At 69.8% G+C, this 16527-nt stretch carries 14 protein-coding genes; 9 read left to right on the top strand and 5 right to left on the bottom strand.

All coding sequences use genetic code 11. The annotated features are described in order from the left end of the window. The first annotated feature begins 1 nt into the window (after window position 1). Entirely contained in the window at window positions 2–745 is a 744-nt protein-coding gene (locus tag ABD235_RS25390) for a CPBP family intramembrane glutamic endopeptidase (protein WP_344178308.1), read from the top strand. A 73-nt stretch (window positions 746–818) separates the two neighbouring features. Here the strand turns inward: ABD235_RS25390 and ABD235_RS25385 are convergent, their stop codons facing one another. Then, window positions 819–1913, bottom strand: coding sequence for a DNA polymerase III subunit beta family protein (locus tag ABD235_RS25385; protein WP_344178306.1), 1095 nt, complete (start codon window positions 1911–1913; stop codon window positions 819–821). Window positions 1914–2943: 1030 nt separating this feature from the next. On the opposite strand from ABD235_RS25385, the gene ABD235_RS25380 reads away from it, so the two are divergent. Beyond that, the gene (locus tag ABD235_RS25380) at window positions 2944–3417 is read left to right on the top strand and encodes an AAA family ATPase (protein ID WP_344178305.1); all 474 of its coding nucleotides are present in this window, start codon (window positions 2944–2946) and stop codon (window positions 3415–3417) included. A gap of 60 nt (window positions 3418–3477) precedes the next feature. On the opposite strand, the gene ABD235_RS25375 is transcribed toward ABD235_RS25380, so the two are convergent. From ABD235_RS25375 to ABD235_RS25365, 3 genes are all read right to left on the bottom strand, one after another. Then, entirely contained in the window at window positions 3478–4359 is an 882-nt protein-coding gene (locus ABD235_RS25375) for an alpha/beta hydrolase family protein (protein ID WP_344178304.1), read from the bottom strand. A gap of 64 nt (window positions 4360–4423) precedes the next feature. Beyond that, entirely contained in the window at window positions 4424–5599 is a 1176-nt protein-coding gene (locus ABD235_RS25370; RefSeq protein WP_344178302.1) for an anhydro-N-acetylmuramic acid kinase, read from the bottom strand. Between the two features lies 1 nt (window position 5600). Beyond that, window positions 5601–6899, bottom strand: a complete 1299-nt coding sequence (locus tag ABD235_RS25365) for an MFS transporter (protein WP_344178300.1) — start codon at window positions 6897–6899, stop codon at window positions 5601–5603. Between the two features lie 190 nt (window positions 6900–7089). On the opposite strand from ABD235_RS25365, the gene ABD235_RS25360 reads away from it, so the two are divergent. The 7 genes from ABD235_RS25360 to ABD235_RS25330 all read left to right on the top strand — a co-directional run bounded on the left by ABD235_RS25360 (window position 7090) and on the right by ABD235_RS25330 (window position 14677). Next, window positions 7090–7995, top strand: a complete 906-nt coding sequence (locus ABD235_RS25360) for an endo-beta-N-acetylglucosaminidase H (protein ID WP_344178298.1) — start codon at window positions 7090–7092, stop codon at window positions 7993–7995. A gap of 132 nt (window positions 7996–8127) precedes the next feature. Beyond that, on the top strand, window positions 8128–9987 hold the full coding sequence (locus tag ABD235_RS25355; protein ID WP_344178296.1) for an acyl-CoA dehydrogenase: 1860 nt from the start codon (window positions 8128–8130) through the stop codon (window positions 9985–9987). A gap of 243 nt (window positions 9988–10230) precedes the next feature. Then, window positions 10231–11514: a hypothetical protein gene (locus ABD235_RS25350; protein WP_344178294.1), complete on the top strand. Its 1284-nt coding sequence runs from the start codon at window positions 10231–10233 to the stop codon at window positions 11512–11514. Beyond that, a complete protein-coding gene (locus tag ABD235_RS25345) occupies window positions 11511–12182 on the top strand; it encodes a hypothetical protein (RefSeq protein ID WP_344178293.1) in 672 nt (223 codons plus the stop codon). The genes ABD235_RS25350 and ABD235_RS25345 overlap by 4 nt, the downstream gene beginning before the upstream one ends. Further along, window positions 12179–13420, top strand: a complete 1242-nt coding sequence (locus ABD235_RS25340; protein WP_344178291.1) for a hypothetical protein — start codon at window positions 12179–12181, stop codon at window positions 13418–13420. Before ABD235_RS25345 ends, ABD235_RS25340 begins: the two co-directional genes overlap by 4 nt. 115 nt (window positions 13421–13535) lie before the next feature. Further along, window positions 13536–14312: a DUF4097 family beta strand repeat-containing protein gene (locus tag ABD235_RS25335; RefSeq protein ID WP_344178288.1), complete on the top strand. Its 777-nt coding sequence runs from the start codon at window positions 13536–13538 to the stop codon at window positions 14310–14312. Between the two features lie 119 nt (window positions 14313–14431). Further along, window positions 14432–14677: a DUF6458 family protein gene (locus ABD235_RS25330; RefSeq protein WP_344178286.1), complete on the top strand. Its 246-nt coding sequence runs from the start codon at window positions 14432–14434 to the stop codon at window positions 14675–14677. A 69-nt stretch (window positions 14678–14746) separates the two neighbouring features. Here the strand turns inward: ABD235_RS25330 and ABD235_RS25325 are convergent, their stop codons facing one another. After that, on the bottom strand, window positions 14747–16525 hold the full coding sequence (locus ABD235_RS25325; protein ID WP_344178285.1) for an NHL domain-containing thioredoxin family protein: 1779 nt from the start codon (window positions 16523–16525) through the stop codon (window positions 14747–14749). Window positions 16526–16527 lie beyond the last annotated feature (2 nt).

Raw genomic sequence — 16527 nt, 5'->3', positions numbered from 1 at the left:
CATGTTCCTGCGCGTAGCCGTGTTCTACGTCGCCACCTTGGTGTTCTCCGGCCTGCTGATCGCCCTGCAGGGCGGCATCGGTCCGGATCCGGACCTGCTCGAGCTGGTGCAATTTGCGCCGGCGCTCGGGGTCGGGCTGATGTTCGTGCTCTTCCGTCGTACGACGCGCGTGGAGGCCCGCTTCACACCGGTCGAGGTGGTCGCCCGGAAGTCCGCGCTGGTCGCCGGAATCGTCGTCGCGGCGATGGCCGTGTCGGTCGCCATCCATCTGGTCGCCGGGCAGCCCCTGCACCTCGACGAGCAGAAGTACCCGCTCTGGGCGCTGACCCTGACGATGCTGATCGGCTCGGCCGGCGAGGAGCTCGGCTGGCGCGCCTATCTCCAGCCGTACCTGCAGACGCGGTACTCCGTGCTCCGTTCGTCACTCGTCGTCGGCTTCTTGTGGGGCGTCTGGCACGTCGGCGGGTTCGCGAACGGACCGGTCTTCATGGGCGCGTTCCTGGTGATGACGATCTCGCTGTCCGTCGTACTCGGCGCCGTCCTCCGAACCGCCCGCGGCACCAATCTCGCCGTCGCGACCGTCGCTCACACGGTGGTCAACCTGTCCATGTTCGCCCTGTTCGACGAGGAGTCAGGGCATGCCTTCCCGATGGTCGTGATGGGCGGGGCCTGGGCTGTTGCCGCCGTCGTCACGCATCGTGCGCTACGCCCGGTCGAGGCTGCCCGGGTGCTGGTGACAGGCTGAGGCGATGCCTGTACGCCGTCCGACTGGCCCTGCGCCACGGCTTCGGGGACCCGACGTGCGAGATCGACTTCGGTCAGAGCCGGTTGGGCATGACCAGGGTGGTGAAGGTGCCCTGGTCGGCGGAGCGGATGACGACGGGGCGGTCGGGCGCGTGGATCTCGAGCAGGACGTCCGGGCCGACGCCGGTGGCGAGCGCTTCGGCGAGCAAGCGCGTGGTGAAACCGATGCGGATGGGGGTGCCGGTGGTGATCGCGTCGATGCGTTCTTTGCCGACCGCGACACTCTGCTGGTCGATGCTGAGGGCAACTACTTCGTCGGTGCCGAGGATGTCGGCCAGGCCTGCGCGGTCGACCAAGACGCGGCAGGCGGGTGGCTCCAGACCTTCGAGGATGGTCTGGTAGGCGGGGTACTCGGCGTCCAGCGCGGCGAGCACGCGGGTGTCGCCGGCAGTGGTGAGAGTGAGCTCGGCTCCAGCCTCCAAGGTGACGGTGTCGGCGGCGGCCAGCCAGCGGGACAGTTCAGTCAGAGCCGGCGCGGGGATCAGGATCGCGCCGGGGGTTCCCTCGAAGGACTGCGGGTGCAGCTTGCGGACGGCGAGCCGGTACCGGTCGGTGGCGACGAGGGTGACTTCGGTTTCGCTCAGTTCGATCCGCACACAACTCAACGCAGGAAGCCAATCCGCGTCGGCAGCTGACGCAGCGTTCTGCTGGTCAGTCGCCTCCGCCCCGGGTCGGGCGGCCGATGGGGTTACCTGGCGGATTGCACTGGCGAGCTCCGGGCCGCCGAGGGTTACCTGTGGCGACTTGGCTGTCGTACTGGAGAGGCCCGCGAGAATGCGATGGGCTGCTTGCCGAGTACTGACCGCCTTCTGCTCGACCGTCCGCAGATGCGCCTCGACCACCGCGGCCGCGGCTGCCGGCTCGCCGTCCAGCACCCGGCGTACCTCCGGAAGCGGCAGGTCGATCTCCCGCAGATCCCGCAACAGCCGAGCCCGCGGCTCCTGGTCAGGCGCGTAGTACCGGTACCCGTTCCCCTCGTCGACCACCGCCGGCCGTAACACCCCGCAGTCGTCGTAGAACCGCAGCGCGCTCGGCGTCAGCCCCACCCGCCGAGCAAACGCGCTGATGCTGACCAGGTCGTCCACCACACCCCGATCCAACACCTTCATGCTGCTCGAAGGTCAAACCACCAACCGTTCCTCGCTCCCTCCCCCGAACCTCCACCACTCACCAACCATCCACTCCATCCCGCTCCAAGCCCACCCCAGGCGGGACGCCCGGTACTTCGCCCGCCTTGCTGAGTGCTGGAGGTCCGCTATCCCGCGAAGGCCGGCTCGCACGCCGAGTGCTGCGCCTGCGGCGTCAGCCGTCCTCCCCTAAACCAACGGTCAGGTTCTGCCTCGCTCGCGCCGACCGCCACCACTGATCAACCTCCCGCCGCAGCCCATTCCCAGGCCGCCGCCAGCGCGACGTCGGGCATCCGCCCCAGCTTGATCAGCGGTGGCCGTCGGCGACAGTGCCGAACTGACGTCACGTCCACAGCGCAGCTGTCCAGTGCAGGCAACCCAGTCGACCGCCACCGCCGACCAACGTCTCGCCGCAGCCCATCTCCGACGCACCGCACGCGGGAGGCCGGGCATCCCGCCCGGCTTGGACGGTGGTGGGCGTCGGCGGCCGCCGGGCTGACGTCACGGCGACAGCCCACCTCGACTGCAGCAACGCGCTGGGCTGGAGCGGGCGATGTAGGAGGTGTGGGTGGACGACATGCGGGCAGGCGTTGGTGGGCGACCCGCGACGGCAGGCGTGGATGAGGCACAGCGGCAGGCGTTGATGAACGACACGCGGGGCAGGCCCTGGTGGACGACACATGGCGGGAGGCGTTGATCGACCACCCGCGACAGGCGTCGGCGACGCGCGGGCGGCGTGGGGCACGCGGAGGCGGCGTGGGGGACGCGCGGGGCGGCGCGGGGACGCGCGGGGACGGCGAGGGCGGCGCGGGGACGCGCGGGGCGGCGCGGGCGGCGCGGGGACGCGCGGGGCGGCGTCGGCAACGCGCGAGGCAGGCGACGCGGCGGCCTTGGGCCGGCATGGGCGGTCGGTGGCGACGCGCATGGCCGGCGCCTGCGCAGGGCGGGTGGGTGGCGACGCGCGAGGGTGGGAGGGGCGACGTGCGGCGGGTGGCTTGGGGACAATGGGGGTGTGTCCAGGTTGTTCGTGGTGACGGGTGCGCCGGGGGCGGGGAAGTCCACTGTGGTGCCTGAGTTGCTTCGGCTGGGGGCTGGTGGGTTGGTCGTGATGGACATGGACGAACTGCTCGACCACGAGGGTCGGTTGCTCGGCGTGAAGATCAACGAGCAGGCCGCGGCGCCGTTGTGGCCGGCGTACAACTTGGTGTGGTTGCGGATCACCGAGTTGGTTCGTCGGTCGGGGATTCCGGTCCTGCTTCTTGGTCCGCTGACGCCGAGTCAGTTGCCGGAAGGTCGGTGGCTGCACCTGGACTGTCCTGACGACGTACGCCGTACCCGTCTGAGCGCCCGCGGCTGGTCCGCGGAGGAGATCGAGGACGCGATCCACGATGCGGTGGAGTTGCGGATGGTCGTTCCGCGGTCGGTTCACGGCGACGGCACGCCGGAGGACTCGGCGCGCGAGATCCTCGCCTGGGTCAAGGAGTAGGACGCTCATCGCGCCGGCGTCCCGCGCGAAACGCAGCTGGGAAGAGAGTGAACGGGTCGGTCAGGCGGTGAACCAGTTGCGGAGGATCTCCCCGTACGCCGGGCTGATGCCCTCGCGGGTGCGGTCGGGGGTGCCGGGCCAGTGGCCGGCGTTGGGGACCAGGGCGTGCTCGATCTGGTCGTTGCCTGAGGCGGCGGCGGCTCGGCGCCAGACTTCGAGGGTTTCGGGGACCGGAAGGTTGGCCTCGTCCGCGCCGTGGATGAGGAGGACCGGACAGCGGACGGTGGCGTAGAGCGGTTCGGAGTCGAAGTCGAGCTCGTGCCAGGTCGGGAGGTCTTCGCCGAGGTCGTCCGCAATCACGCCGACCAGGTCGAACCACGGTTCATTGGCGTGCTGCTGGAGCAGGTCGACGACCTGCTGACGATCGGCGTTGCCTCGGAGGAGGTCGGCCACCGCGTCGCGGATTCCGACGGCGTGCCCCACCGCTTGCTCGTCGTACCCGGCTCGTCGGACGGCCTCGGCGGTGGCATGCCGCATCTGCTCGGCGGGGCTCACGCCCGAGCATCCGAGGAGCACGAGGGAGGCTGCCTCGCGCTGCTGCGCTGCCAGCGCCGCGATCCAGGTGCCCTGGCTGACGCCCCAGAAGCCGATTGGTACGTCGTGCAGGTCCCGCAGTATGTCGTACGCCGCCACTGCGCCCGCCGCCTGTACGTCGAAGGGGATGTCCACGTCGTCGTGGGGCCACGGTGCCCGTTCGAAAGCCAGCACCGCGATCCCCAGTGGGGCGATCGTCGCGGCCAGGTGCTCGAAGATCACCTGCCGGTACGACGAACTGCTTGACCCGTGCAGGGCGACAACTCCACCGCGCACCACCCCGTCAGCAGGCACGGTCAGCAGACCCGGGCGCCCGTCGACCACGACCTCTGAGGAGGAGTTGTCCATGCGCCGGATGATCACACGCACCGAAGGTCAACGGGGTGCAGCTGGACGGTTGAGGCAACGTCCGTCAGCCGGCTCCGCCTTCGATCCGGAGCGCGGTGGGGAACGTCGCTGGCGCAACCTGCGGCAGCCCGCCGCGCCCCGGCGTGATCGAACCCAAGACCGACGCATGCCGAGCACCCGTGCAGCTCGGGACCGTCCCAGCCAAGCCGTGGATGGTGAGGAAGCCCAGCACGGCGAACGCATAAGCCTCCTTGGCGGCAGAAGGCAAGCCCAGGTCGTCGGTGTTCAACACTGGAATATCACCCAACTCCCAAGCCAGGCGGTGCATCAGAGCCGGGTTGCGGATACCTCCACCCGCCGCGACCACCGAAGTGCCGCCGTACGCCTTGACGGCGTCGGCGACCGTGCGGGCGGTCAGGGCTGTGACCGTGGCGACCACGTCGTCAGGCGCGATCTCGGGAAGGCCCTGCATGCGCTCGGCCAGATACGCGAGGTGGAACAGCTCCTTGCCGGTGCTCTTCGGCGCGGCTCGTGCGTAGTACGGCTCGGACAGCAGGCGGTCGAAGAGTTCCTGGTGGATCCGCCCGCGGCCGGCCATCACGCCGTCGGCGTCGAAGGTGAGACGGCCCGCCGTGAGTTCGCCGACGACGGCGTCGATCAGGGCGTTGGCGGGACCAGTGTCGAAGGCGACCGGATCACCGCCAGGCAGTACGACGGTGATGTTGGCGATCCCGCCCAGGTTGAGCGCGACCGGCGTACCGGTGCGGCCGCGCAGCCACAGCACGTCGAGCAGGCTGACCAACGGCGCTCCCTGCCCGCCCGCCGCGACGTCGCGCGAGCGCAGGTCGGACACGACCGTCGTCCCGGTCGCCTCCGCGATCCATGCCGGTTGGCCGATCTGCAGTGTTCCGCGCACCACTCCCGACTCGACCCAGTGGAACACCGTCTGCCCGTGCGACACGATCAGATCGGCAGCACCGCCGCACAGCTGCTCGACAGCCTGGGCCGCGACCTCGGCGAATGCTTGCCCAACGCCCGTATCCAGTGAAGTCACCGCCTCCAGCGAAGTACTTGCTGGAGGCAACGCTGCAGCCAGCGCGGCGCGCAACCCGGCGGAGTACGGTCGGCTCAGCATCCCGAGCGGCTGCAGCACCAGCTCGTCGCCCTCGAACCGCAGGTCGGCCGCCGCGGCGTCGATCGCGTCGTACGACGTCCCGGACATCAACCCAATGACGCGCATGTCAGTCCCGAAGCTCCCTCTGGTGGTCGTCGCCGCGCAGTGTCAGCAGCGCGACCACGCTGATCGCGCAGGTCACCATCACGTACCAAGCGGGGATGTCGATGTTCTTCGTCCGCTTGATCAGCTCGGTGATGATCAACCCGGCAGACCCGGAGAACACCGCGTTGGACAGCGAGTACGCCAGTCCCAGCCCCGTGTACCGCGCCCGCGTCGTGAACATCTCCGACAGCATCGCCGGTCCGGGCCCGGCCATCAACCCGACCACGAGACCCGCGACGAACACCGCGACCCCCTTGGCCGCGTTCGAGGAGTCCTTGTCCTGCAGCAGGTTCATCAACGGGAACGCCAGTACGACGACCAGCGCGGCGCCCGTCACCATCACCGGCCGCCGGCCGACGCGGTCGCTGATCCAGCCCGCCGGCATGATCGACACCGCAAAACCGAGGTTGGCCAGCACGGTCGCCACCAGCGCCTGCTGGAACGTCGCGTTCAGCGTCGACTGCAGGTACGACGGCATGACCACCAGGAACGTGTACCCGGCCGCCGACCAGCCCATCAACCGGCCGATGCCCAGGGCAATCGCCTTCGCGACCTCACCCTTGCCGGCCGGCTCAGGCGCGACCGAGGACGACTGCACCCGCGCGAAGTTCGGCGTCTCGTCCAGCCGCAACCGCAGGAACAAGGCCACCAATCCCAACGGCAACGCCAGCAGGAACGGCACCCGCCACCCCCAGTCGTGCAACGCCTCAGTACTCAACACAGTCGCGAGGATCGCCGCCAACCCAGCGCCGACCAGCAACCCGAGCGCCACCGTCAGCGACTGCCAAGCGCCGTACAGACCGCGCTTGTTCCGCGGGGCGAACTCGGTCATGATCGCGACCGCGCCGCCGAACTCACCACCGGCCGACAGCCCCTGCAGCGCCCGCACGAGCGTGAGCAGCCACGGCGCCGCCGCCCCGACCGTCGCATAGGTCGGCAGCACGCCGATCAACGTGGTCGAGATCGTCATCAGCAGCAGGACCAGGATCAGCGTCGGGCGCCGCCCGATCCGGTCGCCCACCCGGCCGAAGACCGCCGCGCCGATCGGCCGGAAGAAGAACGCCAGCGCGAACGACGCGTAGGTCTTGATCAGACTCTCCGCGTCGCTGGTCGAGGTCGAGCTGAAGAAGTTCGCCGCGATCACCGTGGCGAAGAACCCGTACGCGCCGAACTCGTACCACTCGACGAAGTTGCCGACCGTCCCGGCCACCAGCGACCGGCGGCGCTGCCGAAGGTCGATCGTCCCTGCAGAGCTGCTCATCGGGTCCTCTTCCCGCTCGCCCCCGGTAACTTTCCTCCCACTGACTCCACCATCTTGGTCCACAACTTCCCAAATCGCGAGCCGCTGCTCACCGCCCGTGTCCGAACCTTGACACAGCTCGCACGGCACCCGATGATCGGGGAGCTATACCGGTTTATCTCCCTCCGTTCCCGCCCTGAAAGAGGTAGAGATGAAGGACCAGCTCATCCGCCGCCGGACCCTGCTGTCGGCCGCCGCCGTCGCCGGCACGGCCGTCGCGACCGGCGTTCCACTGACCGCCGCGGCCGCCAAGCGCCGGCCGCGCGCGAAGAACGGCCCGATCTCGGTCGCGTACGTCGAGGTCAACAACAACAGCATGCTGAACGTCGGCAAGTACACGCTCGCCAACGGCGGCGCCCAGGTCTTCGACCTCGCGGTGATCTTCGCCGCGAACATCAACTACGACGGCACGAAGGCCTACCTGCACTTCAACGAGAACGTCCAGCGCGTGCTCGACAACGTCGCCACCGAGGTCAGGCCCCTGCAGCAGAAGGGGATCAAGGTCCTGCTGTCGATCCTCGGCAACCACCAGGGCGCCGGCTTCGCCAACTTCCAGTCCCAGGCCGCCGCGAGCGCGTTCGCCCAGGAGCTGGCCGACGCCGTCAACCGGTACGGGCTGGACGGCATCGACTTCGACGACGAGTACGCCGACTACGGCGTCAACGGCACCCCGCAGCCGAACGCGAGCTCGTTCGTCTACCTGGTCCAGGCGCTGCGCCAGAAGCTGCCGACCAAGCTGATCACCTTGTACGACATCGGCCCGGCCGCGGCCAACCTGAGCTACAACGGCCAGAGCGTCGCCGAGACGTTCGACTACGCCTGGAACCCGTACTACGGGACCTGGTCGGTGCCGCGCGGCCCGAGCGCGAAGTCCAAGCTCTCCCCCGCGGCGGTCCAGATCAACGTCTCGTCCAACGCGGCGAGCCTGGCCACCCGGACCAAGTCCGAGGGCTACGGCGTCTTCCTCACCTACGACCTCGGATCCACCAACGCGACCAGCTACATCTCGGGCTTCACCAACCCGCTCTACGGCAGCAGCGCGGTCTACAAGCCGTAACAGCCCACACGACCGCGTCGGCCACCAGAGGAACTCTCTTCTGGTGGCCGATGTCGCTTTCTCTTCATTACCGGCGGGTATATACTCAAGTTACTCGTGGGTACAGTAAGCGAAGAGGTTAGGGGAACCCCTGTGGGCCACTACAAGTCGAATCTGCGCGACATCGAGTTCAATCTGCTCGAGGTGCTGGGCCGCGGCGACGTGCTCGGGCAGGGCCCGTACGCCGAGATGGACGTCGACACCGCGCGCGAGGTGCTGAGCGAGATCGACCGGCTGGCCAAGACCGAGCTGGCCGCGTCGTTCGAGGACGCCGACCGCAACCCGCCGGTGTACGACCCGGCCACGCACGAGGTGAAGATGCCGGCCTCGTTCGCGAAGAGCTACCACGCCTACATGGACGCCGAGTGGTGGAAGCTCGAGCTGCCGCCGGAGCTCGGCGGCCAGCCGACCCCGCCCTCGCTGCGCTGGGCCGCGGCCGAGATGGTGCTCGGCGCGAACCCCGCCGTCCACATCTACGCCGCCGGGCCGAACTTCGCGCACGTGCTCTGGCGCAACGGCACCGACCGGGACAAGTTGATCGCCCAGCACATGATCGACCGCGGCTGGGGCGCCACGATGGTACTGACCGAGCCGGACGCCGGCTCCGACGTCGGCGCCGGGCGGACCAAGGCCACGCTGCAGGACGACGGCACCTGGCACATCGAGGGCGTCAAGCGGTTCATCACCTCGGGCGAGCACGACATGACCGAGAACATCGTGCACCTGGTGCTGGCCCGCCCGCAGGGCATCGAGGGCGTCGGCGGCCCGGGCACCAAGGGACTGAGCCTGTTCGTGGTCCCGAAGTACGACTTCGACCTGGAGACCGGCGAGCTGACCGGGGAGCGCAACGGCGCCTTCGTGACCAACGTCGAGAAGAAGATGGGCATCAAGGTCTCCACCACCTGCGAGATCACCTTCGGCGAGAACACCCCGGCCAAGGGCTACCTGCTCGGCGAGGTGCACGACGGCATCGCGCAGATGTTCCAGGTGATCGAGTACGCCCGGATGATGGTCGGCACCAAGGCCATCGCGACCCTGTCGACCGGCTACCTGAACGCGCTCGAGTACGCCAAGGAGCGGGTCCAGGGCGCCGACCTGACCAACGCCGCGAAGACCGCGCCGCGGGTCACCATCACCCACCACCCCGACGTCCGGCGCTCGCTGCTCACGCAGAAGTCGTACGCCGAGGCGCTGCGCGCGCTGGTGCTGTTCACCGCGACGTACCAGGACCGCGCCGAGCAGGCCCGGTACGCCGGGGAGCACGACGAGCTGGCCGAGCGGGTCAACGACCTGCTGCTGCCGCTGGTCAAGGGCTACGGCTCGGAGAAGTCGTGGACCCTGCTCGGCACCGAGTCGCTGCAGACCTTCGGCGGCTCCGGCTTCCTGCAGGACTACCCGATCGAGCAGTACGTCCGCGACGCCAAGATCGACACCCTGTACGAGGGCACCACGGCGATCCAGGGCCAGGACCTGTTCTTCCGCAAGATCATCAAGGACCAGGGCCAGGCACTCGGTCACCTCGCCGAGCAGATCCAGGCGTTCGTCGCCTCCGAGGCCGGCAACGGCCGCCTGAAGGAGGAGCGCGGCCTGCTCGCCAAGGGCCTGGAGGACACCAACAAGATCCTCGGCGTGATGGGCCAGGCGCTGATGGCCAGCAACCCGCAGGCCGAGAATGGCGACCCGCGCAACATCTACAAGGTCGGCCTGAACACCTCGCGGCTGCTCTACGTGCTCGGCGACGTGGTCTGCTCCTGGCTGATGCTGCGGCAGGCCGAGGTCGCGCTCGAGCGGCTCGGCGGCGAGCTGTCGCCGGCCGACCAGGACTTCTACACCGGCAAGGTCGCCGCCGCGCAGTGGTTCGTCCGCTCGACGATGCCGACCGTGCGCGCCGAGCGGGTCAAGGCCGAGCTGGTCGACCTCGACGTGATGGACCTGCCCGAGTCGGCCTTCTGAGTTGCCCCCGGCCGACGTCCTCCGCGGGTCCCCCTCCCCGCGGAGGACGTCGATCTTTCCGGGGCAGATCCGATCTGGCCTGGTGAGCACTGCTCGCCTGTAGCAACGTTTTCGCCCTGAGTGACTGGCGTCCCTGGCTCGGTCTCCCCTGTCCGTGCCAGGGCCGTCACCTCGCGGAACCGGAAGCCACCGGTTCACGTCAGTGCAGGCGTGAAGGCATCCCGTCGTCGTAAGGTGAGCGCGATGTCCGCCCGTTCCCGCGTCCTGGCCGCGCTGCTCGCCGTACTGGCGATCCTGCCCGTCGCCCCCGCCCACGCCGCCTCGCCCGACCTCTCGGACCAGATCGCCACCGCCTGGCGGACGGACCGGATCTTCATCGATCCCGGACTACGGCCGGCGTTCCCGAAGAGCGAGCTGGACCGGATCCGGGCCGCCTCGGCGGCCGCCGGGATCCCGGTGTACGTCGCGCTGCTGCCGCGGACGCCGTCCGTGCGCAAGGTCTACCTCGACATGCCGACGCTCCTGCAGGCGCGGGTCGGGCAGCCGGGTCTCTACATGGTCTGGACCGTGACGGACAGCTACTGGGGCGGCAGCGAGGAACTGTTCCGGCCGGCCGGGCTGAAGGGCCGCGACCTGACCAGCGTGCAGCTGGACGACAAGCAGGACAACCGCCTGGTCACCGACCGCCCGGCGCCCAAGATCGTCCGCACGATCCAGCAGGCGGCCACGGCGTACGACGGCCGCGCGCTGCCGCCGATCCCGGCCGGCGACCTGGAGAAGCCGTACACCTCGTCACGAAGGGGCCTGTCGACCACCGACAAGGAGGACCGGTCGGTCTTCGTCGGGATGGGGATCGGCGGGCTGACCGGGTTCCTGCTCGTCCTGATCCTGGTGCTGCGCAGCCGTGGAAGGGTCGCGCGGTCGACCGGTAAGGCCAAGTCGAAGCCGGGCCGTCCGCGCGGCATCTCGGCCAAGCAGTCCCTGCCGGCCTCCGAGATCACGCTGCGCAGCGTTCGGACCCAGGCCACCCGCTGGATCTCCAAGGCCGACCGCACGCTGAAGAACCTGGAGAAGCGGAAGGAACTGACCCGCCTGCAGCTCGATCAGCGCGACGACGCCAAGCTTCGCCTGGACGCCGCCCGGACGCTGCGCAAGGCCGAGCCGGACGACCTGCTCGCGACCGCCGGCGCTCTGGTGCTCGCCCGCCAGGCCCACCAGGCGGCCGGTAACGACGACCTGCTGCGGCCGTGCTTCTTCGACCCGACGCACCCGTCCGGGACCAGTACGGCGGCCTGGTCGGACGACACCGAGGTTCCCGCCTGCCGGACCTGCGCGGAGACGGTCAGCCGCGGCGACACGCCGCGCGGGCTGCGCGTCACGCCGAAGCCGGGGCTGTTCAGCGGCGCTCGCGGGGCGGAGCCGTACTGGACGCTCGACCCCGAGAACCCGATGGTCGCGACCGGCTTCGGCGCGCTGTCCGACGACCTCGCCGAGCGGGTCGAGCGGATCTACGGAGGGGTCCGATGACGTTGCTGTCACGCCGTACGGGCTTCCTGCTGCTGGCAGTCGCCGCGCTGACACTGTGCTTTCCGGTGAGCGCCTGGAGCGTCCCGGCCGATCCCCGGATCACCGCGGCTGTGGCCGCTTGGAGGGACCAGCCGGTGTACGTCGACCCGCAGTACGCCGAGGAGGTCGACGCGGCGCAGGTCGAGAAGATGGTGGCCCGCATCGCGACGTCGCCGGTGCCGGTGTTCGTGGCCGTCGTACCGGCCGGCACTTGGTACCAGGAGAAGGGCGACGAAGCGCTGCTGGCCGGCTGGATGGCCGCCGCGAACGGCAAGCCCGGGATGTACCTGGTGGTCAACGACAGCATCACCACCGGGGTCGACCACCTGGTCACGGCCTCCGGACCGGGCCGGGTCTACGGGAGGTCGGACGACGATGCGGCGGCGCAGGTCAGCGAGTACGTGGACATGATCAAGCTGAGCGACCGGTACGAGCCGGAGCCGGCCCGGACGACGCCGCTGCCGCCGCGGGAGGACCGGCCCTCGGAGCCGGAGCGCTTCACGCTCGGCAAGGCGATCGGGAACGGTGTGGGCGGTGCGGTGATCGGACTGATGGGCGGCGCGCTGCTGGCCGCGGTGGTGCTGGGAGTGGCGGCTGTGACCGCCCGACGAGGTGGAGGACGGTCGTGAAGGCCAGGTACGCGTTGACGGCGGTCGTGGCGGTGGTGCTCTCCCTGGCCGCCGTACCGGCTGGAGCCCGGACCACCCAGACACCCGCCGAGCGGGCGCGCGAGATCGCGACCGCGCTGGCCAAGGACCCGCTGTACGTCGACCCGGCGTACCAGAACGGCCTGCCGGAGAACCTGCGGGCCGACCTGCGGACGAAGGCCGCGGCGCTCGGCTTCGCGACGTACACGATCATCCTGCCGCTGACGCCGAGCGACGCGTTCCAGGGCAAGGAGACCAACGTCCTCACGCTGGTGATGGACGCGCTGCGCAAGCCCGGCCTGTACGTCGTGGTGGACGGCGGCCAGCGGTTCCCGTACTTCAGGGTGCGGGACCTGCCACAGTTCAGCGAGGACAACGACCAGCTCGACAACGCGCGGTCGCACGCGCTGGAGGACACCGGGTACGACGCGGGGCCGACCGAGACCGTGGCCAAGTTCTACGAGTTGCTGGCCGGGCCGGCGCTCGGGCCGGTCGACCGGAAGGACACGCCGTCCCGGCCGTCGCGCTCCGGGAGCGACGACGCGGAGGACGGCAACGGCGCGACGGTGTTCCTGATCGTGCTGGGGTCGATCGCCGCGCTGGTGGTGCTCGGACTGGTGATCGGCCTGCGGAGCCGTCGGCCCGGGCGTCGGGGGAAGGCGTTCAGCATTCCGCCGCACGTCGCACAGACCGTTGCCGCCGAGCGGCGTCGCCGGCTGACGCGGGAGACGACGGCCGAGCTGACCACGCTCGGGTCGCAGCTCGCCGCGCTGCCGTCGACGGCTGGGCTGGGGCTGCAGCACCAGCAGGCCGCGCTGGACGCGCATCACGCGGCCGGCAAGGTGCTCGACTCGTCGCGGGACCTCGTGGATCTGGTCGGCGCGATGGTGCTGCTCGACCAGGCCCGGCGGGAGTACGACCAGGCCGTGGCGATCTCCGAGGACCGGAAGGTGGTCGACGTACCGCCGCTGTGTGCCTTCAATCCCTTGCACGGAAGGGCTTCCGGACGGCTCACCCAGGTCGAGAGCGACGGAACGACGGTCGCGCTGCCGTTGTGCGCCGAGTGCCGGCGGGCGCTGAAGTCCGGTACGGCGCCGAAGTCGCTGCCCGGCGAGGACGGGCCGTACTGGCACGGGGACGACCTGTGGGCGCGGACGTTCTTCGGCAACCTGACCGATGATCTGCCCGCCGCGGTGATGCGGGGTCAGCACAAGTCCTGAGTGCCCCTGAGGGGTTGTTCAGGGGTTGGTGGGGGTCGGCGCCTGATCCAGCGGGCCGTCGTCCGGACCTACTGTCGACACGACGGTTCGGGGCGGGACGAGGATTGGACGGACGATGGCTGACGTCAAGCAGGTCGGTGCTTTGCTGGTGGTGACCGGGATCGGCCTGGCCGTCTGGACGTGGGGTGACAAGCAGGCCGACGACACCCACGAGGTGAGCGAGCGGATCTCCACCGTGCGGCTGGACTCGCCGAACTCCGACATCACCGTGCAGGTCGGCGACAGTTCCGAGACGACCGTGCAGGTGAAGCGCAGCTACTGGCTGCTGAAGCGCGACGACGGGTTCTCGGTCGACGGAGACACGCTGAAGCTCGACGGCAACTGCGGCTGGCACTGCCGGGCCGACTACATCGTGACCGTACCGCGCGGGACGAAGGTGACCGGCGACAACGGCAGCGGCGACCTGCAGCTGAGCGGCACCGGCGCGGTCGACCTGAAGTCGCGCTCGGGCGAGCTCGAACTGTCCGACGTGACCGGCGACGTGAAGCTGGACCTGACGTCGGGGGACGTGAAGGTCGACCGGTTGAGCGGGCGGTTCGACGTACAGTCCACGTCCGGCGACATCGAGGCGCGCGGGCTGAAGGGCGGCGCGGTGAACGTCCGGACGACGTCCGGCGACCTGACCCTCGACCTGGCCGAGGCGAACGACGTGACCGCGGACGTGACGAGCGGCGACATCGAGGTGAACGCGCCGACCGGTGCGTACCGGGTCGAGACCGACACCCGCAGCGGCGAGGTCGACAACGGCCTCGGCGACGCGCTCCAGGCCGACCACACGATCCGCGCGAAGACGGTCTCCGGCGACGTCGAGCTGACCGCCCACGGGTCCTGAGGTTTGCTGCCGGGTACCTGGCCTTCGCAAGTGGCGTGACCGACACGCTTCGATGATGGATTCCGCTCTCGGGCCGGAGTAGCTTCGAAGGTGTCGAACGACTTCACGAGGAGGCTCGGATGAGCATCGGTGTGGGGATCTTCCTGATGGTGGTGGGCGCGATCCTCGCGTTCGCCGTCCGCGACTCCTGGGACGCGGTCGACCTGACCGTCGTCGGTTACATCTTCCTGCTCGCCGGAGCGCTCGGCATCGTGCTGAGCTTCTACATCACCAACCGGCGCCGGCGGGTCCCGAACGAGGCCCTCGACCCCGCGGTCGAGGAGGAGTACCGGGTCGTCGAAGAGCACCGCGACGTCAAGGAGTAGTACTCCCGCTGACCGACGGCCGGTCGTCCTGACGCTCAGGTGGGCGCCACGACGACCGGTCGTTCGCGTTCAGTTGCCGCCGGAGAGCACGAGCTCGAGGCGGGCCGGACCGTCGGGGGCGACGACGACCGGCACACCCCAGTCCTGGCGGTGCATGTGGCAGGCGGGGAACTCGACGGCGTCCGAGTCGTCGCACGACGCGGCCTGTACGGCGACGTGCAGCACCCCGTCGCCGACGCGCTCGTCGATCACCAGCCGTCGCGTCAGGTCGGTCGTGTCGCCGGCGCCTTCGCGCAGCAGGTTCTCCGGCGTCGACGACACCAGCAGCCGCGTCGACGGCCCGTACCGGCCGTCCAGCTTCTGACCCGGCGGCGGCGTGAACACCACCTCGAGCGTCACCTCGCCGCCGGCGATCTCCATCGGCGGCCGCTGCGTGCGCGTGCTGAACTCGTCCACCTGCGCGGAGGCGCCGAGCGGCACCCGCGTCAGTCGGTGCGCCGCTGACTCGACCACGAGCAGTTCGTTGCCCACGACAACCGCCCCGCTGGGCTCGGCCAGGCCGGTCGCCATCGTCTCGACGAGATCCTGGCGTCCGTCGTACCGGCGGACGGCGCCGTTGTAGGTGTCGAGCACCGCGACCGATCCGTCCGGCAGCACGGTCACCCCGAGCGGGTGTTGCAGCAACGCCTCCTCGGCCTTGCCGTCGCGCAGCCCGAAGTCGAACAGCCCAATGCCGACGGCGGTGTGCACCTCGTCGTCGATCCACCGCAGCGCGGAGATCTCGGAGTCGGCCAGCCACAACCGGTCCCCGTCCGCCGCCAGCCCGCTGGTCTGCGCGAACCACGCCTCCTTCAGCGCGCCGTCCCGCAGGCCCTCGTTGGTCGTCCCCGCGGCGATCTCGGTCACGCCGGTCAGCGGGTCGAAGGTCCACAGCTGATGGACGCCGGCCATCGCGATCCAGACCTTGCCCTCCCACCACGCCACGTCCCACGGCGAGCTGAGGACGTCGGTCCCGTCGCCGTCCATCCACTGCTTGCCGGTCCCGACGAGGGTCCGGGTCTCGCCCGTGCTCAGCGTGATCCCGCGCAGCGCGTGGTTGACCGTGTCGGCCACGACCACGTCGTACCCGACCGTGTTCGCCACCTCGTCCGGCAGGAGGGTCAGGCCGTTCGGCTCCGAGAACTGCGCGGTGTCGGGGCCGCCGTCCTCGAATCCCCTGGTCTTGCTGCCGAACCGCCGTACGACGGTCGTCGCGTCCTCGGCGAGCTCCACCACGCTGTGGTTCCCGGCGTCGGCCACCAGGAACCCGTTGCCCTTCGCAATCACCTTGGCCGGGAAGCGCAGCTCGGTGGGCTCCGCCACCGGCGCGACGTACGGCGACTTGCCGCGCGTCAGCGTGCCCTTCTGCTCGTGCTCGGCGATCAGCTCCTCGAGCAACGCGTCGAGCGCGTGCGCGTGCCCCTCGCCGGAGTACTGAGCGACGATGTACCCGTTGGGATCGACGAGCACCAGCGTCGGCCAGGCCCGCGCCGTGTAGTTCTGCCAGGTCACCAGCTCGGGGTCGTCCAGCACCGGGTGCCCGACCTCGTACCGCTCGACAGCCGCCTTGACGGCCGCCTCCTCCCCCTCATGAGCGAACTTCGGCGAGTGCACCCCCACGATCACCAGGGCGTCGCCGTACTTCTCCTCCAGCGGCCGCAACTCGTCGAGCACGTGCAGGCAGTTGATGCAGCAGAACGTCCAGAAGTCCAGCAGCAAGAACCGCCCCCGGAAGTCCGCAAGCCGAAGCTCCGACCCCCCGGTGTTCAACCATCCCCGACCCTTGAGCTCCGGCGCGCGCACATGCATGC

The organism is Kribbella lupini (genome assembly GCF_039529595.1).
Classification (GTDB): Bacteria; Actinomycetota; Actinomycetes; order Propionibacteriales; family Kribbellaceae; genus Kribbella; species Kribbella lupini.
Note: the sequence above shows the minus strand (reverse complement) of the source record. Positions and strands in the feature narration are given on the sequence as shown.